General features: G+C 56.7%; 18 protein-coding genes, 3 tRNA genes and 4 pseudogenes. 4 read left to right on the forward strand and 21 right to left on the reverse strand.

Going from position 1 to position 25,088, the window contains the following annotated elements; all coding sequences use genetic code 11:
• Window positions 1-9 precede the first annotated feature (9 nt).
• The 9 genes and pseudogenes from rplB to rpsL form a co-directional block, all read right to left on the reverse strand.
• On the reverse strand, window positions 10-843 hold the full coding sequence (gene rplB / locus N8E89_RS16870) for a 50S ribosomal protein L2 (protein WP_105732688.1): 834 nt from the start codon (window positions 841-843) through the stop codon (window positions 10-12).
• Between the two features lie 20 nt (window positions 844-863).
• On the reverse strand, window positions 864-1,157 hold the full coding sequence (locus N8E89_RS16875) for a 50S ribosomal protein L23 (RefSeq protein ID WP_106663213.1): 294 nt from the start codon (window positions 1,155-1,157) through the stop codon (window positions 864-866).
• Window positions 1,154-1,774, reverse strand: coding sequence for a 50S ribosomal protein L4 (gene rplD, locus N8E89_RS16880; protein ID WP_106663212.1), 621 nt, complete (start codon window positions 1,772-1,774; stop codon window positions 1,154-1,156). The genes N8E89_RS16875 and rplD overlap by 4 nt, the downstream gene beginning before the upstream one ends.
• Entirely contained in the window at window positions 1,774-2,511 is a 738-nt protein-coding gene (gene rplC / locus N8E89_RS16885) for a 50S ribosomal protein L3 (RefSeq protein WP_106663211.1), read from the reverse strand. Before rplC ends, rplD begins: the two co-directional genes overlap by 1 nt.
• A gap of 25 nt (window positions 2,512-2,536) precedes the next feature.
• Window positions 2,537-2,846: pseudogene (gene rpsJ / locus N8E89_RS16890) on the reverse strand (30S ribosomal protein S10).
• A gap of 63 nt (window positions 2,847-2,909) precedes the next feature.
• Window positions 2,910-4,085 (reverse strand): elongation factor Tu, encoded by a 1,176-nt coding sequence (tuf, locus tag N8E89_RS16895; protein WP_106663204.1) that lies wholly within the window; start codon window positions 4,083-4,085, stop codon window positions 2,910-2,912.
• 65 nt (window positions 4,086-4,150) lie between these two features.
• A pseudogene (gene fusA, locus N8E89_RS16900) lies at window positions 4,151-6,239 on the reverse strand (elongation factor G).
• A 33-nt stretch (window positions 6,240-6,272) separates the two neighbouring features.
• A complete protein-coding gene (gene rpsG / locus N8E89_RS16905) occupies window positions 6,273-6,743 on the reverse strand; it encodes a 30S ribosomal protein S7 (RefSeq protein WP_105732683.1) in 471 nt (156 codons plus the stop codon).
• Window positions 6,744-6,803: 60 nt separating this feature from the next.
• Complete coding sequence (gene rpsL, locus N8E89_RS16910) at window positions 6,804-7,175, reverse strand: 30S ribosomal protein S12 (protein ID WP_008121760.1); 372 nt, start codon at window positions 7,173-7,175, stop codon at window positions 6,804-6,806.
• A 469-nt stretch (window positions 7,176-7,644) separates the two neighbouring features.
• On the opposite strand from rpsL, the gene N8E89_RS16915 reads away from it, so the two are divergent.
• The gene (locus tag N8E89_RS16915; RefSeq protein WP_106663354.1) at window positions 7,645-7,926 is read left to right on the forward strand and encodes a hypothetical protein; all 282 of its coding nucleotides are present in this window, start codon (window positions 7,645-7,647) and stop codon (window positions 7,924-7,926) included.
• Between the two features lie 334 nt (window positions 7,927-8,260).
• On the opposite strand, the pseudogene rpoC reads toward N8E89_RS16915, so the two are convergent.
• From rpoC to N8E89_RS16975, 12 genes and pseudogenes are all read right to left on the reverse strand, one after another.
• Window positions 8,261-12,470 (reverse strand): annotated as a pseudogene (gene rpoC / locus N8E89_RS16920) (DNA-directed RNA polymerase subunit beta').
• 140 nt (window positions 12,471-12,610) lie between these two features.
• Window positions 12,611-16,763, reverse strand: a pseudogene (gene rpoB / locus N8E89_RS16925) (DNA-directed RNA polymerase subunit beta).
• Window positions 16,764-16,948: 185 nt separating this feature from the next.
• The gene (gene rplL, locus N8E89_RS16930; protein WP_099999172.1) at window positions 16,949-17,326 is read right to left on the reverse strand and encodes a 50S ribosomal protein L7/L12; all 378 of its coding nucleotides are present in this window, start codon (window positions 17,324-17,326) and stop codon (window positions 16,949-16,951) included.
• 49 nt (window positions 17,327-17,375) lie between these two features.
• Window positions 17,376-17,894 (reverse strand): 50S ribosomal protein L10, encoded by a 519-nt coding sequence (rplJ, locus tag N8E89_RS16935; RefSeq protein ID WP_106663207.1) that lies wholly within the window; start codon window positions 17,892-17,894, stop codon window positions 17,376-17,378.
• A gap of 344 nt (window positions 17,895-18,238) precedes the next feature.
• Window positions 18,239-18,937 (reverse strand): 50S ribosomal protein L1, encoded by a 699-nt coding sequence (gene rplA, locus N8E89_RS16940; protein ID WP_106663206.1) that lies wholly within the window; start codon window positions 18,935-18,937, stop codon window positions 18,239-18,241.
• A 4-nt stretch (window positions 18,938-18,941) separates the two neighbouring features.
• Complete coding sequence (gene rplK, locus N8E89_RS16945; protein ID WP_106663205.1) at window positions 18,942-19,370, reverse strand: 50S ribosomal protein L11; 429 nt, start codon at window positions 19,368-19,370, stop codon at window positions 18,942-18,944.
• Window positions 19,371-19,510: 140 nt separating this feature from the next.
• Window positions 19,511-20,041, reverse strand: a complete 531-nt coding sequence (gene nusG / locus N8E89_RS16950) for a transcription termination/antitermination protein NusG (protein ID WP_027229726.1) — start codon at window positions 20,039-20,041, stop codon at window positions 19,511-19,513.
• A 37-nt stretch (window positions 20,042-20,078) separates the two neighbouring features.
• On the reverse strand, window positions 20,079-20,300 hold the full coding sequence (secE, locus tag N8E89_RS16955; protein WP_262261941.1) for a preprotein translocase subunit SecE: 222 nt from the start codon (window positions 20,298-20,300) through the stop codon (window positions 20,079-20,081).
• Between the two features lie 207 nt (window positions 20,301-20,507).
• Window positions 20,508-20,583 (reverse strand) — tRNA-Trp (locus N8E89_RS16960).
• 403 nt (window positions 20,584-20,986) lie between these two features.
• Window positions 20,987-22,162 (reverse strand): elongation factor Tu, encoded by a 1,176-nt coding sequence (gene tuf / locus N8E89_RS16965; protein ID WP_106663204.1) that lies wholly within the window; start codon window positions 22,160-22,162, stop codon window positions 20,987-20,989.
• 239 nt (window positions 22,163-22,401) lie between these two features.
• Window positions 22,402-22,475 (reverse strand) — tRNA-Gly (locus N8E89_RS16970).
• A gap of 34 nt (window positions 22,476-22,509) precedes the next feature.
• Window positions 22,510-22,594: transfer RNA gene (locus N8E89_RS16975), tRNA-Tyr, on the reverse strand.
• A 243-nt stretch (window positions 22,595-22,837) separates the two neighbouring features.
• Here N8E89_RS16975 and rlmB point away from each other — a divergent pair.
• The 3 genes from rlmB (at window position 22,838) to N8E89_RS16990 (ending at window position 24,989) form a co-directional block, all read left to right on the forward strand.
• A complete protein-coding gene (rlmB, locus tag N8E89_RS16980) occupies window positions 22,838-23,704 on the forward strand; it encodes a 23S rRNA (guanosine(2251)-2'-O)-methyltransferase RlmB (protein ID WP_106663203.1) in 867 nt (288 codons plus the stop codon).
• Between the two features lie 95 nt (window positions 23,705-23,799).
• Window positions 23,800-24,399, forward strand: a complete 600-nt coding sequence (locus N8E89_RS16985) for a cytochrome b (protein WP_106663202.1) — start codon at window positions 23,800-23,802, stop codon at window positions 24,397-24,399.
• A complete protein-coding gene (locus tag N8E89_RS16990) occupies window positions 24,396-24,989 on the forward strand; it encodes a YceI family protein (RefSeq protein ID WP_106663201.1) in 594 nt (197 codons plus the stop codon). Before N8E89_RS16985 ends, N8E89_RS16990 begins: the two co-directional genes overlap by 4 nt.
• Window positions 24,990-25,088 lie beyond the last annotated feature (99 nt).

Raw genomic sequence — 25,088 nt, forward strand, 5'->3', positions numbered from 1 at the left:
CTACCTCTCTTACTTCTTGCGCTGATGACGCGAACGAGCGATGAACTTGTCCGTCGACTTGTTGGAGCGCGTCTTCTTGCCCTTCGTGGGTTTGCCCCACGGAGAAACTGGATGACGTCCACCCGACGTACGGCCTTCACCACCACCGTGGGGGTGATCGACCGGGTTCATGGCAACACCGCGAACGTGCGGACGCTTACCGAGCCAACGGCTGCGACCTGCCTTACCAAGGCTGATATTGCCATGGTCAGGATTGGATACTGCACCGACCGTGGCAAAGCACGAACCGTGGACGAGGCGCTGTTCACCTGAATTCAGGCGAAGAATTGCCATGCCCTGGTCGCGGCCGACGAGCTGCGCATAGGTACCGGCGGAGCGAGCGATCTGACCGCCCTTGCCTGGCTTCATCTCCACATTGTGGATGATGGTGCCGACCGGGATCGAAGACAGAGGCATCGCATTGCCCGGCTTCACGTCGGTCTGTGCGCCAGCGATAACGCTGTCGCCAACTGCCAGACGCTGCGGAGCCAGGATATAGCTCAACTCGCCATCTTCGTAGCGGATGAGCGCAATGAATGCGGTCCGGTTCGGATCGTATTCAAGGCGTTCAACCTTGGCCGCTACATCGTGCTTGCGGCGCTTGAAGTCGACGAAGCGGTATGTGCGCTTGTGTCCGCCACCCTGGTAGCGTGCAGTCACGCGACCGGAGTTGTTACGACCACCCTTCGACGACAGACCCTCGGTCAAGGCCTTGACAGGCTTGCCCTTGTAGAGCTCCGAACGGTCCACGATCACCAGCTGACGCTGGCTTGGTGTGGTTGGATTATAATGTTTGAGTGCCATTGTCTTTACTCCACGGCCCCTCAGAGACCAGTCGAAACATCGATCGACTGCCCTTCGGCGAGCGTCACGACTGCTTTCTTGACATCACTCTGGCGCCCGACGATGCCGCGGAACCGCTTCACCTTGCCTTTGCGCACAGCTGTATTGACTGCAGTAACCTTCACGCGGAACAGCGCTTCGACTGCGGCCTTGATTTCCGGCTTCGTTGCCTTCTTGGCGACGTTGAAGACGACCTGGTTGTGTTCAGAAACCATGGTCGACTTTTCCGTGATGACCGGGCTGACGATCACGTCGTAGTGGCGAAGATCAGTCATTTGAAACGCTCCTCGAGAGCTTCAACTGCTGCCTTGGAAAGCACGAGCTTGCCACGACGCAGAATGTCGTAAACATTGATGCCCTGAATTGGCAGAACATCGATGTTCGGGATGTTCGAAGCAGCGCGACGGAAATTCGCATCGATCTCGGCACCGCCGATGAGAAGCGCATTTTCGAGGCCAAGCTTGGCGAACTGCGAAACAAGTACCTTGGTCTTGGCTTCAGCCGACAGCAGATCATCGACGATGATCAGGTCGGAAGCCTTGACCTTGGCGGACAGGGCATGACGGAGCGCAAGAGCACGAACCTTCTTGGGCAGGTCATGATCGTGGCTGTGAACAACCGGACCGTGAGCCTTGCCGCCGCCGCGGAACTGCGGTGCACGTGCCGAATGGTGACGGGCGCGGCCCGTACCCTTCTGCTTGTACATCTTGGCGCCGGTCCGTGCGATTTCCGAACGGCCCTTTGCCTTGTGCGTACCCTGCTGCTTGCGGGCGAGCTGGTAACGGACCATGCGCTGAAGGATATCGTCGCGCGGCTCAAGACCGAAAATCTCCTCGGAGAGTTTCACCTTGCCGGCTTCGGCGCCTTCAAGTGTTGTAATTGTGAGATCCATTATTCGGCTCCCTCGGTTGTCTGTGCGACTTCTGCATCAGACACGGCTGCTTCGATATTTGCGGCCTGACGGAGACCTGCTGGCTTGGGAGCATTGTCCGGCAGCGCTACCTTGACGGCATCGCGTACCAGGATCCATGCACCCTTGGAACCAGGAACTGCACCACGGACCAGAATGAGGCCACGATCGAGGTCCGTCGAAACGACTTCGATGTTCTGTGTCGTCACGCGGGTCTGACCCATGTGACCGGCCATCTTCTTGCCCTTGAACACCTTGCCCGGATCCTGACGCTGACCGGTAGAACCGTGAGCGCGGTGAGTAACCGAGTTACCGTGCGTAGCGCGGTGACCGCCGAAGTTATGGCGCTTCATCGAACCGGCAAAACCCTTACCGATCGAAGTGCCAGTCACATCGACCTTCTGGCCGGCAACGTAATGTTCGGCGGTGATCTCAACACCGACATCAAGAAGATTGTCGGCCGAGACGCGGAATTCCGCGACCTTCGCCTTTGGCTCGACGGAAGCCGTCGCGAAATGACCGCGCAAGCTCTTTGTCGTATTCTTTACCTTGGCCAGTCCAACACCGAGCTGAACGGCAGTGTAGCCATTCTTCTCGACTGTACGCTGAGCCACAACCTGGCAGTTCTCCATCCGGAGTACTGTCACCGGCACATGCTCACCTGCGTCGTTGTAGACGCGAGTCATGCCCAGTTTCTGTGCAATTACACCTGAACGCATCGGTTCGTCCTTCCGTCCTCAAGCCTTACAGCTTGATCTCGACATCAACACCAGCGGAAAGATCGAGCTTCATCAGCGCGTCAACTGTCTGCGGGGTTGGGTCTACGATATCGAGAAGACGCTTATGAGTGCGCATCTCGAACTGTTCGCGGCTTTTCTTGTCGATATGCGGCGAGCGGTTAACAGTGAACTTTTCGATCCGTGTAGGGAGCGGGATCGGTCCGCGCACGTTGGCACCGGTACGCTTGGCAGTCGACACGATTTCCCGCGTCGAGATCGTCAAGGATCCGATGATCAAACGCCTTGAGGCGAATGCGGATGTTTTGACCGTTCATTTCATCTTTTCCTTGTTTAGCGGAGACGCCCTATAGCAGGCGTCTTCCGCATAAAACCTTAATTTATTCAATGATCGACGATACGATGCCTGCACCGACGGTGCGGCCACCTTCACGGATAGCGAAGCGCAGCTTCTCTTCCATCGCGATCGGCACGATCAGCGTCACATCGACTGCGATGTTGTCGCCGGGCATGACCATTTCCGTGCCTTCCGGCAGCGTCACAACACCCGTCACGTCGGTCGTGCGGAAGTAGAACTGCGGACGGTAGTTGGAGAAGAATGGCGTATGACGGCCACCTTCGTCCTTCGTCAGGATATAGGCTTCTGCCTTGAACTTCGTGTGCGGCTTGACCGAACCCGGCTTGGCAAGGATCTGGCCGCGCTCCACGTCTTCACGGCCAACGCCGCGGATCAGCGCACCGATGTTGTCGCCTGCCTGGCCCTGATCGAGCAGCTTGCGGAACATTTCAACGCCGGTCACCGTCGTCTTCGTCGTCGGCTTGATGCCGATGATCTCGACTTCTTCACCAACCTTGACGATCCCGCGTTCAACGCGGCCCGTCACAACCGTACCACGGCCCGAAATCGAGAAAACGTCTTCGATCGGCATCAGGAACGGCAGGTCGACCGGACGTTCCGGCGTCGGGATGTACTTGTCGACTTCCGCCATCAGCGCACGCACCGCGTCTTCGCCGATTTCCTTGTTGGAGTCTTCAAGCGCAGCCAAAGCCGAACCCTTGACGATCGGAATGTCGTCGCCCGGGAAGTCGTACTTCGACAAAAGCTCGCGCACTTCCAGTTCAACCAGCTCCAGAAGCTCGGCATCGTCAACCTGGTCAACCTTGTTCAGGAACACAACGATCGCCGGAACGCCAACCTGACGGGCAAGCAGGATGTGCTCGCGCGTCTGCGGCATCGGGCCGTCGGCAGCCGAGACAACCAGGATCGCACCGTCCATCTGCGCCGCACCCGTGATCATGTTCTTCACATAGTCGGCGTGGCCCGGGCAATCGACGTGCGCATAGTGACGCGCCGGCGTCTCATACTCGACGTGTGCCGTCGAGATCGTGATCCCGCGCGCCTTCTCTTCCGGCGCTGCGTCGATCTGATCGTACGCCTTGTACTCTCCGAAATACTTCGTAATCGCTGCCGTCAACGACGTCTTGCCATGGTCAACGTGACCAATCGTGCCAATGTTGACGTGCGGCTTGTTACGTTCAAACTTGCTCTTAGCCATCTGAGCTCTCCGTTATTATGTTCGCCTGCTCAGGCTCAACTCAACTGTCACGCGCAACCGGTTGGTTACGCAAACTTCTTCTGAATTTCCTGTGCGACTGCTGTCGGAACAGGTTCGTAGTGATCGAACTGCATGGTGTACTGTGCACGACCCTGGCTCATCGAACGCAGGTTGCTCACGTAACCGAACATGTTGGCCAGCGGCACGTTTGCATTGACGACGGTAGCGATACCACGAGCTTCCGTGCCCGAGATCTGACCACGACGTGAATTCAGATCGCCGATCACGTCACCGACGTAATCTTCAGGGGTTACTACCTCGACCTTCATGATCGGCTCGAGCAGCTGGGCACCGGCCTTCTGCGCACCTTCGCGGAATGCAGCGCGAGCTGCGATTTCGAAGGCGAGAACCGAAGAGTCCACATCATGGTAGGCGCCGTCGATCAGCGTGGCTTTCACGCCGAGCATCGGGAAGCCTGCGAGCGGACCCGCACCCATGACGCTCAAGATACCCTTTTCGACGCCAGGGATGTATTCCTTCGGAATTGCACCACCGACGATCTTCGATCTCGAAGATGAACTCATCGCCATCATGCGGCTCGAAGACGACCTTGATGCGAGCGAACTGACCCGAACCACCGGACTGCTTCTTGTGTGTGTAGTCGATTTCAGCCTTGCGGGTGATCGATTCACGATAGGCAACCTGCGGATTACCGACATTCGCCTCGACCTTGAACTCGCGGCGCATACGATCGACGAGAATGTCGAGATGAAGCTCGCCCATGCCGGAAATGATGGTCTGGCCGGATTCTTCGTCCGACTTGACGCGGAAGGAAGGATCTTCAGCAGCAAGACGATTAAGCGCGAGGCCCATCTTTTCCTGGTCAGCCTTGGTCTTCGGCTCGATCGCGATCGAGATAACTGGCTCCGGGAACACCATGCGTTCCAGGATAACCGGCTTCAGCGGATCGCAAAGCGTGTCACCCGTAGTGGTTTCCTTGAGGCCTGCCAAGGCAACAATGTCACCGGCAAATGCTTCTTCGATGTCTTCACGCGAATTGGAGTGCATCTGCAGCATGCGGCCGATACGCTCGCGCTTCAGCTTCACCGTGTTATCGAGCGAGATGCCCTTGGTCAGCTTGCCGGAATAGATGCGGCAGAATGTCAGCGAGCCAACGAACGGGTCATTCATGATCTTGAATGCCAGCATCGACAAAGGCTCTTCGTCCGACGACTTACGAACTGTTTCTGCATCGGTCTTCGGATCGATACCCTTGATCGCCGGAACATCGACCGGAGAAGGCAAGAATTCAACGACACCGTCAAGAAGCGGCTGTACGCCCTTGTTCTTGAAAGCAGAACCGCAGAATACTGGATGGAATTCTACGCGGCAGGTGCCGATACGGATCAACTGACGCAGCTTCTCGTTGTCGGGCATGTTGCCTTCGAGATAAGCTTCCATGGCAGCTTCCTCGACCTCAACAGCGGTCTCGATCAGCTTTTCACGAAACTCTTCTGCACGGTCCTTCAGGTCAGCCGGGATCTCAACGACATCCCACTGTGCACCGAGCTGCTCGTCGCGCCAGACCAGGGCCTTCATCTCGATCAGATCGACAACGCCCTTGAACTCGTTCTCAGCACCGATCGGCAGCTGCATGACAAGCGCCTTGGCACCGAGACGGGACTTGACCATATCGACGCAGCGATAGAAGTCAGCGCCGGTCTTGTCCATCTTGTTGACGAAGATCATACGCGGAACGTGATACTTCTCAGCCTGACGCCAGACGGTTTCGGTCTGCGGCTCAACACCGGCATTGGCATCGAGCAGCGCAATTGCGCCGTCGAGAACGCGCAGCGAACGCTCTACTTCGATCGTGAAGTCGACGTGGCCAGGCGTATCAATGATGTTGAAACGGCGCATCTTGCCGTCGCGGCCCTTCCAGAACGTGGTGGTCGCAGCCGAAGTGATCGTGATGCCACGCTCCTGCTCCTGTTCCATCCAGTCCATGGTTGCGGCGCCATCGTGGACTTCACCGATCTTGTGCGACTTACCGGTGTAATAAAGGATACGCTCGGTGGTCGTGGTCTTGCCGGCGTCGATGTGCGCCATGATACCGAAATTACGGTAGTCTTCGATTTTATATTCGCGGGCCATGATAGGGTGCCTTCAAGAATAGGGTTTCGACGCTTACCAGCGGTAATGCGAGAATGCGCGGTTGGCTTCCGCCATGCGATGCGTGTCTTCACGCTTCTTCACGGCCGAGCCACGATTGTTCGCAGCATCCAGGAGCTCACCGGACAGGCGATCGATCATCGTCGTCTCATTGCGGCCGCGAGCTGCATTGATGAGCCAGCGGATAGCGAGAGCCTGACGACGCTCCGGACGAACATCGACCGGAACCTGGTAGGTCGCACCACCAACGCGGCGCGAACGAACTTCTACGTGCGGCGCGACATTGTCGAGAGCCTGATGGAACAGGGCAACCGGCTCCTGCTTGCTCTTGGCCTCAACGGACTCAAGCGCACCGTAAACGATACGCTCAGCAATCGACTTCTTGCCATGATGCATGACTGCATTCATGAACTTGGTAAGAACGAGATCGCCGAATTTCGGATCCGGATTGATCTCACGCTTTTCTGCACTATGGCGTCTGGACATATTCTTTGTCTCTTATCTGCATCGGGTTGACCCACCTGGTGGCCAAAGTCCCGGAAAATCTTACTTCGGACGCTTCGCACCGTACTTGGAACGGCGCTGCTTGCGGTTCTTGACGCCCTGGGTATCCAGAACACCGCGGATGATGTGGTAACGAACACCCGGCAAATCCTTCACACGGCCGCCGCGGATCATCACGACAGAGTGCTCCTGAAGGTTATGCCCCTCACCCGGAATATATCCGATGACTTCAAATCCGTTCGTCAGACGCACCTTGGCGACCTTACGGAGAGCCGAGTTCGGCTTCTTCGGTGTCGTCGTATAGACGCGAGTGCAAACGCCGCGCTTCTGCGGGTTTTCCTGCAGAGCAGGGACTTTATTGCGCTTTACCGGCGCAGTGCGCGGCTTGCGGATCAGCTGGTTTACGGTAGGCATTCAACCTTCCCTCTTTCACAAATCTCGTATCTTCGCCCGTCAGGGCCGTTTCAGCGCCATGCTCATGCACGAATTCGGGCAAATAAACCACCGCGAGGTGGTTGCCCGAATAAAAGCAGAGGAAGCCCTGTTGGCTTCATGCGAGCGGCAAATTGCATTTCGATCGTAAAACGAACCCTGTTTGAGATGAACTCCAGAGCGTGTCGCTCCGAAACAGCCAATCTCACATCGGCTCAGATGGGCTGCTGATACTTCGTCCCCGGGCTCTCGTCAAGCCTGAACCCCAAATATTATTAAGGATTGCAGCGTTTACAGGCGCTTTGTGGCCTGAATGAAAGATAGTTTCGCCGAGGAGGCATTAATTCAAGCAAAATTTCACATCGTGCACAGCGTTTTCGCGCCGGATTATGATAAGAGGCGTCAAAATATCCATTCTGCACCCTTGAAACCAGGAATCGAGAATCATTCAATGTCATCAGCACCATCCGAGTCGAAACCTGTCCAGCTCATCGTCGCCGATGTCTGGAAAAACAAGGAAGAGGAACCGCGGCAGGTCCATCTGCTGCTGATGACGGACGACACCGACAATCTCGTCAGCGTCGCTCTGCAAATTCTCGCCAATGAAGGCTATGACGAAGCGGAACTTCTCGAGATCGGGACGCTAACCGAAGAGCCAGACGAGGAACCCCACCTCTCCGCCTACAAGAATGCCCTTACCGGTCAGGCTGCACTCATAGAGTTCAATGAGTAGCGTGCTGCCTTGCCGGTTCATGCAGCTGTCCGCAATCTGGAATTGAGATTCTTACGAACCGTACCAAACGTTACGGTTGGCTGTCAGGCGGGTGCTTCGTTCAATCGCGGCCAGACTAGCCGGGAGGCGGGCGACGTGCATTCTTGTAGAGAGGTTGTGCGCAACATTGCGAATTTGGCCCAAGCTTGGCCGGTTCTTACCCAACAATCGGCGAATCTGACCCAATATTCTCTACTACAACGAGCAATTCTGGTGCGTTCGGTTGAATCTTGAAACAGACAAGGCCGTCCCGGATCTCCCCGGGGCGGCCTTGTTCATTGTTACAGGAACCGGTTTATTCGGCCGGCTGGCCTGTCATGTCCGTCAGCATCGGGCCTGCCTTGGCGGCTGTTGCACCCGACTCCTTGCGCCGTTCGTCGATGATCAATTCATCGCGGGCACCGGCAATGCGGCGGATCTGCTTGACCGTGCCGCCGGTACCTGCCGGGATGAGACGTCCAACGATGACGTTTTCCTTCAGGCCCTGCAGAGCATCCATCTTGCCGGCAACAGCCGCTTCCGTAAGGACGCGTGTTGTTTCCTGGAAGGACGCTGCCGAGATGAACGACGGCGTCTGGAGCGAGGCCTTGGTGATGCCGAGCAGCACCGGAGTGCCGTAGCCTGGCTTCTTGCCATCCTCTTCAAGACGCTCATTAATTTCGTCCAGCTCAATCCGGTCGACGTGGTCGCCAGGGATGAACCCGGTATCACCCGACTCGGTAATCTCGACCTTCTGCAGCATCTGACGAACAATCACTTCGATGTGCTTGTCGTTGATCAGAACGCCCTGCAGACGATAGACTTCCTGGATCTCGTTGACGAGGTATGAAGCCAGAGCCTCCACGCCCTTGATGGCCAGGATGTCGTGCGGTGCCGGGTTTCCATCGAGAATATAATCGCCCTTTTCAATGGCATCGCCGTCCTGAAGATGGAAAGGCTTGCCCTTGGGGATCAGATATTCGACAGGTTCAAGCGTCTCGTCGTTCGGTTCGATGACGATGCGGCGCTTGTTCTTGTAGTCGCGGCCGAAACGAACCGTACCATCGATTTCGGCGATGATCGCGTGATCCTTCGGACGGCGGGCCTCGAACAGTTCCGCAACGCGCGGCAGACCACCGGTGATGTCCTTGGTCTTGGCGCTTTCCATCGGAATACGGGCAAGAACGTCACCCGCCTTCACATGTGAACCGGGCTCGACCGAAAGGATCGATTCCACGGACAGCTGGAAGCGTGCATCGCCGCCCTTTGCCAGTTTCAGAACCTTGCCGGCCTTGTCCTTGACGACGATAGCAGGCTTCAGATCCGAACCACGCGGAGTCGAGCGCCAGTCGATGACCACGCGCTTGGTGATACCGGTGGATCTCGTCCGTCGTTTCCGTAACCGAAAGACCATCGACCATGTCTTCGAATTCGACATGACCTTCGACTTCCGTCATGACCGGACGAGTGTACGGATCCCATTCGGCTACACGCTGGCCGCGCTTAACGTTATCGCCGTCATCGACATAGATGCGCGAACCGTAGGTGACGCGGTGTGTAGCGCGTTCCTTGCCGGTCGCATCGAGGATGACGACGGCCATGTTGCGGCCCATGACGACCAGATGGCCATCAGAGTTACGCACCACATTGCGGTTGCGGATCTGCACGGTGCCTTCATAGCTGGCTTCGAGGAACGACTGATCGACCACCTGTGCCGTACCACCAAGGTGGAACGTGCGCATCGTCAACTGCGTGCCTGGCTCACCGATCGACTGGGCAGCGATAACGCCGACAGCCTCACCCTGGTTCACTGGAGTACCACGGGCCAGATCGCGGCCGTAGCACTTGGCGCAGATGCCGCCACGGGTCTCACAGGTAAGGGCCGAACGGATGCGGATCGACTGAACGCCAGCCTTTTCAATGGCATCGACATCGAACTCGTCGATGATGTTGCCACCGGTGACAAGCACGTCTCCTGACACCGGATGCAGGATGTCTTCGAGTGCGGTCCGGCCGAGAACACGCTGACCGAGGGTCGCAACGACCTGGCCCGCATCAACGATCGGCTGCATGGTGAGGCCCGTCGTCGTGCCGCAATCCACAGAGATGACAATGCAATCCTGCGCGACGTCAACAAGACGGCGTGTCAGGTAACCGGAGTTAGCCGTCTTCAAAGCGGTGTCGGCGAGACCCTTACGGGCACCGTGGGTCGAGTTGAAGTACTCGTTCACGGTCAGGCCTTCCTTGAAGTTCGAAATGATCGGCGTTTCGATGATTTCGCCGGAAGGCTTGGCCATCAGACCGCGCATACCGCCCAACTGACGCATCTGGTTCGGCGAACCACGGGCACCAGAGTGCGACATCATGTAGATCGAGTTCATCTGCTTCTGGCGGCCAGTGACAGGATCGAACTCGACGGCCTTGATGCGCGCCATCATTTCATCGGCGACCTTCTCGGTGCACTTGCCCCAAGCGTCAACGACCTTGTTGTACTTCTCGCCCTGAGTGATCAGGCCGTCATTGTACTGCTGCTCGTATTCCGTCGCCAAAGCTTCGGTTTCAGCAACCAGCTTTGCCTTGGTTTCCGGAATGACCATATCGTCCTTGCCGAAAGAAATACCGGCGCGGCAGGCATGGCTGAAGCCGAGCTGCATGATGCGATCGCAGAAAATGACCGTCTCTTTCTGACCGCAATGGCGATAGACCGTGTCGATCATCTTGGAGATGTTCTTCTTGGTCATTTCCTGATTGCAAATGTCGAAAGGCACATTGTGGTGCTTGGGCAGAAGCTCACCGATGATCATGCGGCCGGGCGTCGTCTCGAAGATCTTCGAGGTCGGCTTACCGTCCGCATCAATGCTCTTGAAGCGGCCCTTGATCTTGGTGTGCAGGGTCACAGCACCGCTGCCGATGGCATGGTGAAGTTCGCCCATATCGGCAAAAGCCATGCCTTCGCCCGGCTCCTTGGCCGCAACGATCGACAGATAGTAAAGGCCGAGAACCATGTCCTGCGACGGAACGATAACCGGCAGACCGTTCGCGGGATGCAGGATGTTGTTCGTCGACATCATCAGAACGCGGGCTTCAAGCTGCGCTTCCAGAGAAAGCGGAACGTGAACAGCCATCTGGTCACCGTCGAAGTCCGCATTGAAAGCGGTACAGACGAGCGGATGCAGCTGGATTGCCTTGCCCTCGATCAGGGTGGGTTCGAATGCCTGGATACCAAGACGGTGCAGCGTCGGCGCACGGTTCAGGAGAACCGGATGCTCGCGGATGACCTCATCGAGAATATCCCAGACTTCCGGCTTTTCCTTTTCAACGAGCTTCTTCGCCTGCTTGACAGTCGAGGAATAACCCTTGGCGTCAAGCCGGGCATAGATGAACGGCTTGAACAGTTCGAGCGCCATTTTCTTGGGCAGACCGCACTGGTGCAGTTTCAGCTCCGGACCGGTCACGATGACCGAGCGGCCTGAGTAGTCAACGCGCTTGCCGAGCAGGTTCTGACGGAAACGGCCCTGCTTGCCCTTGAGCATATCGGACAGAGACTTCAGCGGACGCTTGTTGGCACCGGTGATCACACGGCCGCGACGGCCATTGTCGAACAACGCATCGACCGATTCCTGAAGCATGCGCTTCTCGTTGCGGATGATGATGCCAGGAGCGCGCAGTTCGATCAGGCGCTTCAGACGGTTGTTGCGGTTGATCACGCGGCGATAGAGGTCGTTCAGATCGGAAGTCGCGAAACGGCCGCCATCCAGCGGAACCAGAGGACGCAGATCCGGCGGAATGACCGGAACGATCTTCATGATCATCCATTCCGGACGATTACCCGATTCCAGGAAGTTTTCGACGATCTTGAGACGTTTCATCAGCTTCTTCTGCTTCAGATCCGACGTCGTTGTCGCCAGTTCTTCGCGCAGATCGCCAGCGATCTTTTCCAGATCCATCGATGCCAGAAGTTCATGAATGGCTTCAGCACCGATCAGTGCGGTGAAGGAGTCCTCGCCGTACTCATCGACGGCAATCATGTATTCTTCTTCCGAAAGGAGCTGGTGCTCCTTCAGGGCAGTCAGGCCTGGCTCGGTCACGATGTAGTTCTCGAAATAGAGAACGCGCTCGATGCCCTTGAGGGTCATGTCGAGCAACGTGCCGATACGGCTGGGCAGCGACTTCAGGAACCAGATATGCGCAACCGGGGCCGCGAGTTCGATATGGCCCATGCGCTCACGGCGAACACGTGACAGTGTGACTTCCACACCGCACTTTTCGCAGATGATACCCTTGTATTTCATGCGCTTGTACTTGCCGCACAAGCATTCATAGTCCTTGATCGGCCCGAAGATCCGAGCACAGAAGAGACCATCCCGCTCCGGCTTGAAGGTGCGGTAGTTGATCGTCTCCGGCTTCTTGATCTCTCCGTATGACCAGGACAGAATCTTCTCAGGGCTGGCGATCGAAATCCGGATGGAATCGAATGCCTGCACAGGTACCTGAGGATTGAAAAGATTCATGACCTCTTGGTTCATGCCGTTTCTCCATGGGGCAGAAAGTGCCCTCTGCTTGCGATGGATATCCGCCGCCGCGGTCCATCTAGATCAAATGCCGCTTCTGCAGCGGCTCGAAACAAACTGGTCGGGTGCGCAGCGAACTGCGCACCCTTCCCTTCTTACTCTGCAGCGTCCGGCAGGGCCTGTTGCTGCTCCTGCTGGCGCGTATCGTCCAGCTCGACATTAAGGCCGAGCGAACGCATTTCCTTGACGAGAACGTTGAAGCTCTCCGGAATACCGGCCTCGAATGTGTCGTCACCACGGACGATGGCTTCGTAGACCTTGGTACGACCGGCGACGTCATCGGACTTGACCGTAAGCATTTCCTGCAGCGTGTAAGCCGCACCGTATGCTTCAAGGGCCCAGACCTCCATTTCACCGAAGCGCTGGCCGCCGAACTGGGCCTTACCACCCAGGGGCTGCTGCGTAACGAGTGAGTATGGTCCGATCGAACGGGCGTGGATCTTGTCGTCCACCAGGTGGTGCAGCTTCAGCATGTAGATGTAGCCGACAGTCACCTGACGATCGAAAGTTTCACCCGTACGTCCGTCATAGAGCGTCGACTGACCCGAAGACTTCAGGCCCGCCTGTTCCAGCATCACATTGATGTCTGGCTCATGCGCACCGTCAAACACCGGTGTTGCGATCGACACGCCGCGCTTCATCTGCTCGCCAAGACGAACGATGCTCTCATCGTCATAGTTGCGAACCGGCTCATTGCGGTCATTGTCCGGAATGATCGACTCGATCGTCGCCCGCAGCGGACCAATGTCGCCGTTGCCCTGTGCGTGCTGTGCCTTGTAGGCTTCGATCAGTTCCCCGATCTTCTTGCCCATTCCGGCGCAGGCCCAGCCCAGATGCGTTTCAAGGATCTGCCCGACATTCATGCGGCTCGGCACGCCAAGCGGATTGAGCACGATGTCGACATGCGTTCCGTCCTCCAGGAACGGCATATCCTCAACAGCGGCGATACGCGAAACAACGCCCTTGTTGCCGTGACGGCCAGCCATCTTGTCGCCTGGCTGGATCTTGCGCTTCACAGCGACAAAGACCTTGACCATCTTCATGACGCCTGGAGGCATCTCATCGCCGCGCTGGACCTTCTCGACCTTGTCCATGAAACGCTGCTCGAGCAGTTTCTTGGAGTCGTCGTACTGGTTGCGCAGAGCTTCGATTTCGCCCTGGATCTTCTCGTCCTCGACGGCAAACTGCCACCACTGGGAACGCGGGTATTCGCCCATGACGTCCTGCGTGACAACAGTGCCCTTTTTGAACGCCTTCGGTCCGGCAACGGCAGACTTGCCATTGAGAACATCGGCCAGACGGCCATAGACGTTGCGGTCCAGAATAGCCTGCTCGTCGTCGCGGTCCTTGGCCAAACGCTCGATTTCCTCGCGCTCGATTGCCATGGCGCGTTCGTCCTTCTCAACGCCGTGGCGATTGAAAACGCGAACTTCCACAACTGTACCGTAAGTCCCGGGCGGCATGCGCATCGAGGTGTCACGCACGTCCGAAGCCTTTTCACCGAAGATGGCACGCAGAAGCTTCTCTTCCGGCGTCATCGGGCTTTCGCCCTTCGGTGTGATCTTGCCAACGAGGATATCGCCTGGTTGAACTTCGGCACCGATATAGACGATACCAGCCTCATCCAGGTTCTTCAGCGCTTCTTCCGAAACGTTCGGAATGTCACGCGTGATTTCTTCCGGTCCAAGCTTCGTATCGCGGGCCATGACTTCAAACTCCTCGATATGGATCGAGGTGAAGACGTCATCCGAAACGATCTTTTCAGAAAGCAGGATGGAGTCTTCGTAGTTGTAGCCATTCCACGGCATGAACGCGACGAGCACGTTACGGCCGAGAGCCAGGTCGCCCAGATCCGTCGAAGGACCGTCGGCGATGATGTCACCCTTTTCGATCCGGTCGCCAACACGAACCAGCGGACGCTGGTTGATGCAGGTGTTCTGGTTCGAGCGCTGGAACTTCATCAGGCGATAGATATCGACGCCTGACTTGCCAGGAACGAGATCTTCCGTTGCACGGATAACGATACGGGTCGCATCGACCTGGTCGACGATACCTGTACGGCGTGCGCCGATGGCGGCACCGGAGTCGCGAGCAACAACCGGTTCCATGCCTGTACCGACGAACGGCGCTTCGGCACGAACCAGGGGAACGGCCTGACGCTGCATGTTCGAGCCCATCAGGGCGCGGTTGGCGTCGTCGTTTTCCAGGAACGGAATAAGCGCTGCGGCAACCGAGACAAGCTGCTTCGGCGAAACGTCCATCAGATCCACGTTTTCACGCGGCGCCATCAGAACTTCACCCGCATGACGGCAGACAACGAATTCGTCCGTGAACGCGCCGGAAGCGTCGAGTTCCACATTGGCCTGCGCCACATGGTACTTGGCTTCTTCCATTGCCGACAGATAGACGACTTCGTCCGTCACCTTGCCGTCCACGATCTTGCGGTACGGGCTTTCGATGAAGCCGTACTTGTTGACGCGGGCAAAGGTTGCGAGCGAGTTGATCAGACCAATATTTGGGCCTTCCGGCGTTTCAATCGGGCAGATACGGCCGTAATGCGTCGGATGAACGTCGCGTACCTCGAAGCCTGCACGCTCACGGGTCAAGCCGCCAGGTCCCAATGCCGAAAGACGACGCTTGTGCGTGATCTCAGACAGCGGGTTGGTCTGATCCATGAACTGTGACAGCTGCGAAGAACCGAAGAATTCGCGGACAGCAGCAGCTGCCGGCTTCGCATTGATCAGGTCCTGCGGCATCACAGTGTCGATTTCGATGGACGACATGCGTTCCTTGATGGCGCGCTCCATGCGGAGCAGACCGACACGGTACTGGTTTTCCATCAATTCGCCGACCGAGCGCACACGGCGGTTGCCGAGATTGTCGATGTCGTCGATTTCGCCACGGCCGTCGCGCAGATCGACCAGCATCTTGACCACGGCAAGGATGTCTTCCTTGCGCAGGATGCGAACGGTGTCTTCCGCATCGAGATCAAGGCGCATGTTCATCTTCACGCGGCCAACAGCCGAGAGATCATAACGCTCTGAGTCGAAGAACAGCGACTTGAACATGGCTTCGGCCGAGTCGATCGTTGGCGGTTCACCCGGACGCATCACGCGGTAGATGTCGAACAGCGCGTCCTGACGGCTTTCGTTCTTGTCCACGGCGAGCGTGTTGCGGATGTACGGTCCGATATTGACGTGATCGATATCGAGGACATTGATCTCCGAAACACCCGTGTCGAGAAGAACCTTGAGGGTCTTCTCGTCGAGTTCGTCGCCGGCTTCGAGATAGACTTCACCCGTCTCGAAGTTGACGATGTCTTCGGCAAGATAGGAGCCGAACAGGTCGTCTTCCGTCGCCTTGATGAACTTGAGACCCTTCTCTGCCAGCTGCTTTGCACTGCGTGCCGTCAGCTTCTTGCCGGATTCAAGAATGACTTCACCGGTATCCGCATCGATCACGTCCGTCGTGGCCTTGAAGCCCTTGAAACGATCGACAGAGAAAGGAATCCGCCAGGTATCGCCATCACGGCTGAAAGTGATGGCGTTATAGAAGGTCGACAGGATCTCTTCCGAGTCCATGCCAAGCGCCATCAGCAGCGACGTCGCCGGAATCTTGCGGCGGCGATCGATACGCGCATAGACGACATCCTTTGCGTCGAACTTCGATGTCGAGCCACGAACCGCGGTAAGGAATAACGCGAGCGGCGAACAACAGCTTGCCTGAGGAATGCGTCTTGCCCTTGTCGTGATCGAAGAAAACACCTGGTGAACGGTGCATCTGCGATACGATCACACGTTCGGTGCCGTTAACAATGAACGTGCCGTTGTCCGTCATGAGCGGCATGTCGCCCATGTAAACGTCCTGTTCCTTGATGTCCTTGATTGACTTCGCGCCCGTATCCTCGTCGATATCGAACACGATCAGGCGCAGCGTCACCTTGAGCGGCGCGGCATAGGTCAAATCGCGCTGACGGCATTCGTCAACGTCGAATTTTGGAGCCTCGAACTCGTACTTGACGAATTCGAGCATGGAAGCACCCGAGAAATCCGAAATCGGGAAGACAGACTTGAATACCGCCTGCAGACCTTCATCCAGACGCCCGCCCTTGGGCTCTTCCACCATCAGAAACTGATCGTAGGAAGCTTTCTGAACCTCGATGAGGTTCGGCATCTCTGCGACTTCCGGAATCTTACCGAAAAACTTGCGTACGCGCCTACGACCATTGAAAGAATGGGTCTGAGCCATCGTCGCTCCTCGTCTTTATGCCAGAAACTGGCCTGTTTCTTAAAACCGCTTCTGCGGCCCCGTGAACGGGACAAAACCCGTTTCCTGAAAGCATCGAAATTGCCGTCAGGAAAAGGGTTCAGTACCGGAACCCCCGGAGGGGCAAGTTGGCGGACAGGTTGCCCTGCCCGCCAATAACGCAAGACTTACTTGAGTTCGACCTTGGCGCCAGCAGCTTCGAGCTGTGCCTTGATCTTGTCAGCTTCGTCCTTGGTAGCAGCTTCCTTGACCGCCTTGGGAGCGGCTTCAACGAGGTCCTTGGCTTCCTTGAGGCCGAGACCGGTGATAGCGCGGACTTCCTTGATCACGTTGATCTTGTTAGCACCGGCTTCGGTCAGAACGACGTCGAATTCAGTCTTTTCTTCAACTGCGGCAGCAGCTGCACCACCGCCAGCGGCAGCAGCAACAGCAACAGGAGCAGCGGCAGAAACGCCCCACTTCTCTTCAAGAAGCTTCGAAAGTTCAGCAGCTTCGAGAACGGTCAGGTTGGACAGGTCGTCTACGATCTTTGCGAGATCAGTCATTTTGGTATTCCTTTACAAGGTTCGATATATTGTGACAGCGAGAACGGCCTTATGCCGCTTCGTCCTTCCGGGCATAGGCGCCGAAAACGCGGGCAAGCTGACCTGCCGGTGCGTTGACGATCTGAGCGATGCGTGTTGCCGGTGTCTGGATCATACCAACCAGCTTTGCGCGCAACTCGTCGAGTGATGGAAGTGCGGCAAGAGCCTTTACCCCATCAGGGTCGAGAGTTGTTGCTCCCATCGAGCCACCGAGGATGACGAGCTTGTCGTTACCCTTGGCAAATTCGATGGCGATCTTTGGTGCCGTAATCGGATCGTTGGAATAAGCAACGAGTGTCTGACCTGTGAACAGATCAGCGATGCCTTCCGAATCCGTGCCCTGAAGAGCGATCTTGGCAAGGCGGTTCTTCGCGACTTTAACGGTGCCACCAGCATCACGCATCTTGGAGCGAAGATCGCTCAGCTGCGCAACGGTGAGACCGGTATAGTGGGCCACGACAACTGAACCAGAGTCCTTGAAGACTCCATTCAGCCACGCGACGAATTCGCGCTTTTCCGCTTTTTCCACTGTCTCTCTCCATTTGACAGAAACGCTTGATTGCGCCCCTGCCGGGTTGCCTTTTGCTGCAAGGAGCCAATTTGAAACTGGAACCACACAGCACTTGAGGATCCTGTCCCCCCTGCTTCGCCGAAATCGGCTGCAAGCGAAAGGCAACTACGGTTCGAACCTTGTTCATTGGGCGAAGCCCTCAAAACCTGGTTGTTCCACGTCTCATGCGGGTTCTTGCGATATTAAGGCGAACCACCCGCAATCTCGGACAGGATAACCGGACTTTCATCCGGTTATCCAGGCCCCGAAAGGCCTGGAATTCTTTTATCTCAAACGGTTAGGCTTGAGACTTCAATCAACAGTTACGCAGGACGTACGGTTGATGGATCGATCTTGACGCCAGCGCCCATCGTCGAAGAAATCGCGACACGCTTGACGTATTCACCCTTGGCGCCAGCTGGCTTTGCCTTGGTGACGGCATCAGCGAATGCCTTGATGTTCTCTTCCAGAGCCTTGGCATCGAAGGATGCCTTGCCGACGCCAGCATGAACAATACCGGCCTTCTCAACGCGGAATTCGACAGCACCGCCCTTGGAAGCCTTGACGGCAGCGGCAACGTCAGCCGTAACCGTGCCAACCTTCGGATTTGGCATCATGCCGCGCGGGCCGAGAACTTTACCGAGACGGCCGACGAGCGGCATCATGTCCGGCGTGGCAATGCAGCGATCGAAATCGATCTTACCGCCATTGACGATCTCGAACAGATCCTCTGCACCGACGATATCGGCACCGGCCTTCTTAGCTTCTTCGGCCTTCTCGCCGCGGGCAAAAACAGCCACGCGAACCGTACGGCCCGTACCATTCGGAAGATTGACAACGCCGCGAACCATCTGGTCCGCATGGCGAGGATCAACGCCGAGATTCATTGCAACTTCGATCGTCTCGTCGAACTTGGCAACCGCACGCTCCTTGACCATGGCAATCGCCGAAGTCAGATCATAGAGCTTGTTGCGATCAACGCCTTCACGAACCTTCGCTACACGCTTTGAAAGTTTTGCCATCGTCTCAGCCCACCACTTCCAGGCCCATCGAACGGGCAGAACCTTCGACCATGCGCATGGCGGCTTCAACGTCCGCTGCATTCAGGTCTTTCATCTTTGCCTCGGCGATTTCGCGGACCTTGTCGCGCGAGATCTTGCCGGCAACAACCTTGCCTGGCTCTTTCGAGCCGGACTTCAGGTTTGCAGCCTTCTTGAGGAAGTAAGACACCGGCGGCGTCTTCATCGCAAACGTGAAGGACTTGTCCTGATAATACGTAATCACGACCGGAATGGGCGAACCCTTTTCCAGCTCCTGCGTAGCCGCGTTGAAGGCCTTGCAGAATTCCATGATGTTGATGCCGCGCTGACCAAGTGCCGGTCCGATCGGCGGGGACGGCGTTGCCGATCCTGCCGAAACCTGCAGCTTGAGCTGGCCTGCTACTTTCTTAGCCATAACTTCTCTGCCTTTACATTATGCCGGAAAACCAGCGGTTGCAGTTTGGTGGTGCGGCTTGATGGCCCGGCTAAAGGCCGCTTCACCTCCCACCATGATCGCCACTGACGTGGCGGGCAGCTCAAAGAGCCGCCAAATAGTCAGACCTTTTCGACCTGACCAAATTCCAGATCGACCGGCGTGGCGCGGCCGAAAATCGAAACTTCCACCTTGAGACGCGAACGCTCTTCGTCGACTTCTTGAACAGTGCCATTGAACGAAGCGAACGGACCATCGGCAACGCGAACACTTTCGCCGATCTCGAATGAGATCGAAGCCTTTGGACGCTCGACACCCTCCTGGACCTGGGTCAGGATACGCTCGGCTTCCTTATCGGAAATCGCGATTGGCTTGTTGTCCGAACCGAGAAAGCCCGTAACCTTCGGCGTGTTCTTGATCAGGTGATAGGCATCGTCGGTCAGATCAGCACGAACCAGAACATAACCCGGGAAGAACTTGCGCTCCGCATCAACCTTACGGCCACGGCGCACTTCGACGACTTTTTCGGTCGGCACGAGAATCTTCTCGAAAAGGTGAGACAGACCCTTCTGCCTTGCCTTTTCTTCGATCGACTCTGCGACCTTCTTTTCAAAATTCGAATAGGCGTGAACGATATACCAGCGCGCGGTCATTATTGATTCCCAATCCCGATTTTCTTGTCAGCCTGCGTTAACGACCAAGACCGAGAACGAGATCGATCCCGTACGCCATCAACTGATCAGCTGCGAAGAAAAAGATCGCAGCAAAAAACGCCATTACCATCACCATCGCGGTGGAAATGAGCGTTTCGCGACGCGAAGGCCATGTGACCTTTGCGGTTTCAGCGCGCACTTGCTGAAAAAAAGTTATTGGATCTCGTTTTGGATGCCATTTACCGCTCGTGCGTGTCATGTTGCTGTAAACATGCTGCGCTGCAATCAATGCAACACCATCTGTCCACACCATTGCGGCCCGTAAAGCTGACTGTTCAGCTCCACGCACCGCGTGTCTGTTAATGTTACATAGAACCGATTCCGGAAAAACACAAGGCCCCCGGATTTGTTTCTTTCCAAACATCTGTCAGTGCACCATCCAATCGTGTACCGGCAGACTATGCGTTGGCAGGGGAGACAGGGTTCGAACCTGCGACCTACGGTTTTGGAGACCGCCGCTCTACCAACTGAGCTACTCCCCTACGTCCGGGGCGTACATTCCACAAAGCCGCTGCCTTTTCAAGGCCCATCATACGACTTCTTGCACCTTCGAGCAAAATTCATGCGTGAGTTCGACAATCCTGGGCATTGCAGCTCGGGCGAACCGCTGGCTTGGCATCTCGCGAACCGCATAAACCATATAGTTATGCTGCCGAGACGCTTTCAAGGCTGCATGAGATTTTGCTTGCCGAATCGGGACACTGCGCTCCGAAGCGCGACGGTCGTTCGGCATTAATAATAAAGGCGGCCCGATGGACCGCCTTCTATTGTTCCGTCTTTCGACGAATTTATTCAATGATCGACGATACGATGCCTGCACCAGCTGCGAGCTTTCGCCTCGCAATCTTCGGTTCCGGTTGGTAGCAACCGGGATTTGTTCTTCGATTATTCGATAATCGAAGAAACAATCCCTGCACCGACGGTGCGGCCACCTTCACGGATAGCGAAGCGCAGCTTCTCTTCCATCGCGATCGGCACGATCAGCGTCACATCGACTGCGATGTTGTCGCCGGGCATGACCATTTCCGTGCCTTCCGGCAGCGTCACAACACCCGTCACGTCGGTCGTGCGGAAGTAGAACTGCGGACGGTAGTTGGAGAAGAATGGCGTATGACGGCCACCTTCGTCCTTCGTCAGGATATAGGCTTCTGCCTTGAACTTCGTGTGCGGCTTGACCGAACCCGGCTTGGCAAGGATCTGGCCGCGCTCCACGTCTTCACGGCCAACGCCGCGGATCAGCGCACCGATGTTGTCGCCTGCCTGGCCCTGATCGAGCAGCTTGCGGAACATTTCAACGCCGGTCACCGTCGTCTTCGTCGTCGGCTTGATGCCGATGATCTCGACTTCTTCACCAACCTTGACGATCCCGCGTTCAACGCGGCCCGTCACAACCGTACCACGGCCCGAAATCGAGAAAACGTCTTCGATCGGCATCAGGAACGGCAGGTCGACCGGACGTTCCGGCGTCGGGATGTACTTGTCGACTTCCGCCATCAGCGCACGCACCGCGTCTTCGCCGATTTCCTTGTTGGAGTCTTCAAGCGCAGCCAAAGCCGAACCCTTGACGATCGGAATGTCGTCGCCCGGGAAGTCGTACTTCGACAAAAGCTCGCGCACTTCCAGTTCAACCAGCTCCAGAAGCTCGGCATCGTCAACCTGGTCAACCTTGTTCAGGAACACAACGATCGCCGGAACGCCAACCTGACGGGCAAGCAGGATGTGCTCGCGCGTCTGCGGCATCGGGCCGTCGGCAGCCGAGACAACCAGGATCGCACCGTCCATCTGCGCCGCACCCGTGATCATGTTCTTCACATAGTCGGCGTGGCCCGGGCAATCGACGTGCGCATAGTGACGCGCCGGCGTCTCATACTCGACGTGTGCCGTCGAGATCGTGATCCCGCGCGCCTTCTCTTCCGGCGCTGCGTCGATCTGATCGTACGCCTTGTACTCTCCGAAATACTTCGTAATCGCTGCCGTCAACGACGTCTTGCCATGGTCAACGTGACCAATCGTGCCAATGTTGACGTGCGGCTTGTTACGTTCAAACTTGCTCTTAGCCATAGCTGTCGTTCTCTCGTCATCATAACCGGTCTTGCGCCGGTACCATGTTTGTCGCTCAGACGAGACAGCGAGCCGTCCGTCAGCACAGTCACCCGCTCAATCGAAAAAAATCGACCGGGTTTGAATTGCCTGAGCTTGCTCGTTCATATGGAAACACATGAGCGAATGTACAATGCTCAAGACAAAAATCGAAGAGCACCTATACGCGCTCGCTCGCGTGTATGCGGTGCTCTTGAAACTGGAGCGGGTAGCGGGAATCGAACCCGCATATTCAGCTTGGAAGGCTGCTGCTCTACCACTGAGCTATACCCGCACATCTTGGTGCGCCAGGCGTTCGGTTCCGGCAGTGGTGGAGGAGGTTGGATTCGAACCAACGTAAGCCAAGCTAACGGATTTACAGTCCGTCCCCTTTAACCACTCGGGCACTCCTCCGGTCACTGCCGATAGAACCGCGCCATCTGGCACTCTGCACACAGCTTACCGGACTTCATTTCCCGGCTGCTGCTTGCGGAGGGCCTTATGCCGACTAGCCCACGTGGTGTCAACACTTCACTTCAGAAAATGAATGGCTTGTGGAAATAGGCTAAAGAAATATTCACGGTAGAGCCGCCTGCGGCTTCAATTTTCGCGATATGTCTGTATCGCATAGCGGGTCAAAAGAGTATATGTCGCGCCATGACCGATCAAAAACCTTCCCGTACCCCCAAAGATTCACATTATGCGACTCTGCGCCGCCAATTCCGCGACCAAAAGGCAGGCGGGCCGCCGCAGGCTCAGCGCGCGTCACGCCCGGCTGTCGAGGGCACACAAGCGCCAGAGGGCCTCGTGCGGCTCTATGGTCTGCACACCGTACGCGCTGCGCTGGACAATCCCGCGCGCCAGATCAAGCGGATGCTGGTGACTAAGAACGCACTCGACCGGCTTGAGATTACCGATTCGGATGCCCTGCCCTTCGACGTCGAAATTGTCGACCCGCGCGCCATCGACCGCGAAACCGGTTCAGAGGCCGTGCATCAGGGTGTGATGATTGAGGCCAAGCCGCTGAAGGCTCAGTCGCTCAAGGCACTGCAGGATAGTTCGCTGCTGCTGATTCTCGATCAGGTCACTGATCCGCACAATGTCGGCGCGATCATGCGGTCCGCGGTTGCCTTTGGTGCAGGTGCCATCATCACCACGGCACGGCACAGCCCGCAGGAAACCGGCGTTCTCGCGAAGGCCGCTTCCGGCGCCCTGGAACTCATTTCCCATATTGAAGTACGCAATCTTGCCGATGCGATCGGCGAACTGCACGAACTCGGGTTCACGACAATCGGCCTTGATTCGGAAGGCCCGCTCGAACTGGAGCACACGATGGCGGCGGGCCGCATCGCGCTTGTGCTCGGCGCCGAGGGCAAGGGGCTGCGGCAAAAAACACGAGAAACCGTAAGCCACCTCGCGCGGCTCGACATGCCCGGTGCCATCAAATCGCTCAATGTGTCGAATGCGGCCGCAATCTCCCTTTATGCAGCGCAGCGTTACCTGAGCTCCAAAGCCAAACAATAAAGAAAAAACGACGTTCGAATATTATTCGAACCAGCGGTGTTCACCACATGGCAGGCCCTATCTCATGAGGTCGATCTGCGCGATGGAGTGCACAAATGCTGCGAAACACCAAGGATTCGTTTGGTTTAGTGTCGATCCTGTTTCACTGGATTATCGGCTTCATTTTCCTTGGCCAGATCGCGCTTGGCTACCTGATGGTCAGGGTGAGCGATTTCACCCTCCAGTTTAGCCTCTACCAGTGGCACAAATCCTTCGGTTTCCTCGTTCTTGGCCTCTCTGCCTTCCGCCTTCTCTGGAAAGCCGCGAATGCTCGACCGCGTGATCTTGCATCAATGGGCCAAATGGAACGAGTAGCGGCACATGGGGCCCACATTGCCCTCTATGCCAGTCTGTTCATTGTGCCTCTGACCGGATGGGCTGTGGCATCGAGCTCGCCGCTGCAGATACCGACATTCATGTTCAATCTGGTGGTGATCCCGCAGCTGCCAATCGCAATATCGGACAGCGCCGAAGCTTTCTGGTCGGCCAGCCACGCCTGGCTTGCCTACCTATCCGCCGTCATCGCGGTGGCGCATATCCTTGCCGCCCTGCACCACCATTTCTGGAAGCGAGATACAGTCCTGATACGCATGCTGAGACCGAATGCAGCCAAAAGACGGCACCAGGCAATCAAACTGACAGGAAAATCATCATGAGCACCACGAGCGGTTTGTTCTCGACTGTTCTCCGGGCAGGTATTGCAGCGCTCCTTGCCGCTTCCCCGGTGGGTGCCCAAGCTGACACCCTGTCCGAAGTTGCAGGGCGCTACAATATCCAGCCATCGTCTCGCGTCGCGTTCACCGTGACACAGGTCGGCGGTGGCGGCATTAACGGCAATTTCAAGAAATTCTCGGGCGTGTTCTCCCTCAACAATTCGGATATTAGCCGGTCAACCATCAACTTCACGCTCTATCCGGAAAGTGTCTCCACCGGACAGGCCCGTGTCGAGAGTTTCCTGCGGTCCGACGCGGTTTTTGATAGCGCCAATTTTCCGACGATCACATTCAAGTCCACGCAGATCACCCAGACTAGCCCCGATACAGCCGAAGTGGCAGGTATCCTGACGGCACGCGGCAAGAGCAGCCCGGCGAGTTTTCAAGCCAATCTGTCCGACCATGGAAAGAACTCGATCACTTTTCATGTTCAGGGCAAGGTCATGCGTTCACGCTATGGCATGGATGTCGGCACGCCGATCTATTCGAACGTTGTGCAGTTCGACATGATTATCCGTGGCCAGCGTTCATGACGCATCTATCTGGAACAATACCTGTTGATCGCCCGTAAGCCAGGTGTTGTCGAACGTCATTCGATCAATGCGCCTGTCTGCCTGATCAAACCTGCCTGG

It is taken from the genome of Phyllobacterium sp. A18/5-2 (genome assembly GCF_025452215.1).
In the GTDB taxonomy this organism is placed as follows: Bacteria; Pseudomonadota; Alphaproteobacteria; order Rhizobiales; family Rhizobiaceae; genus Phyllobacterium; species Phyllobacterium sophorae.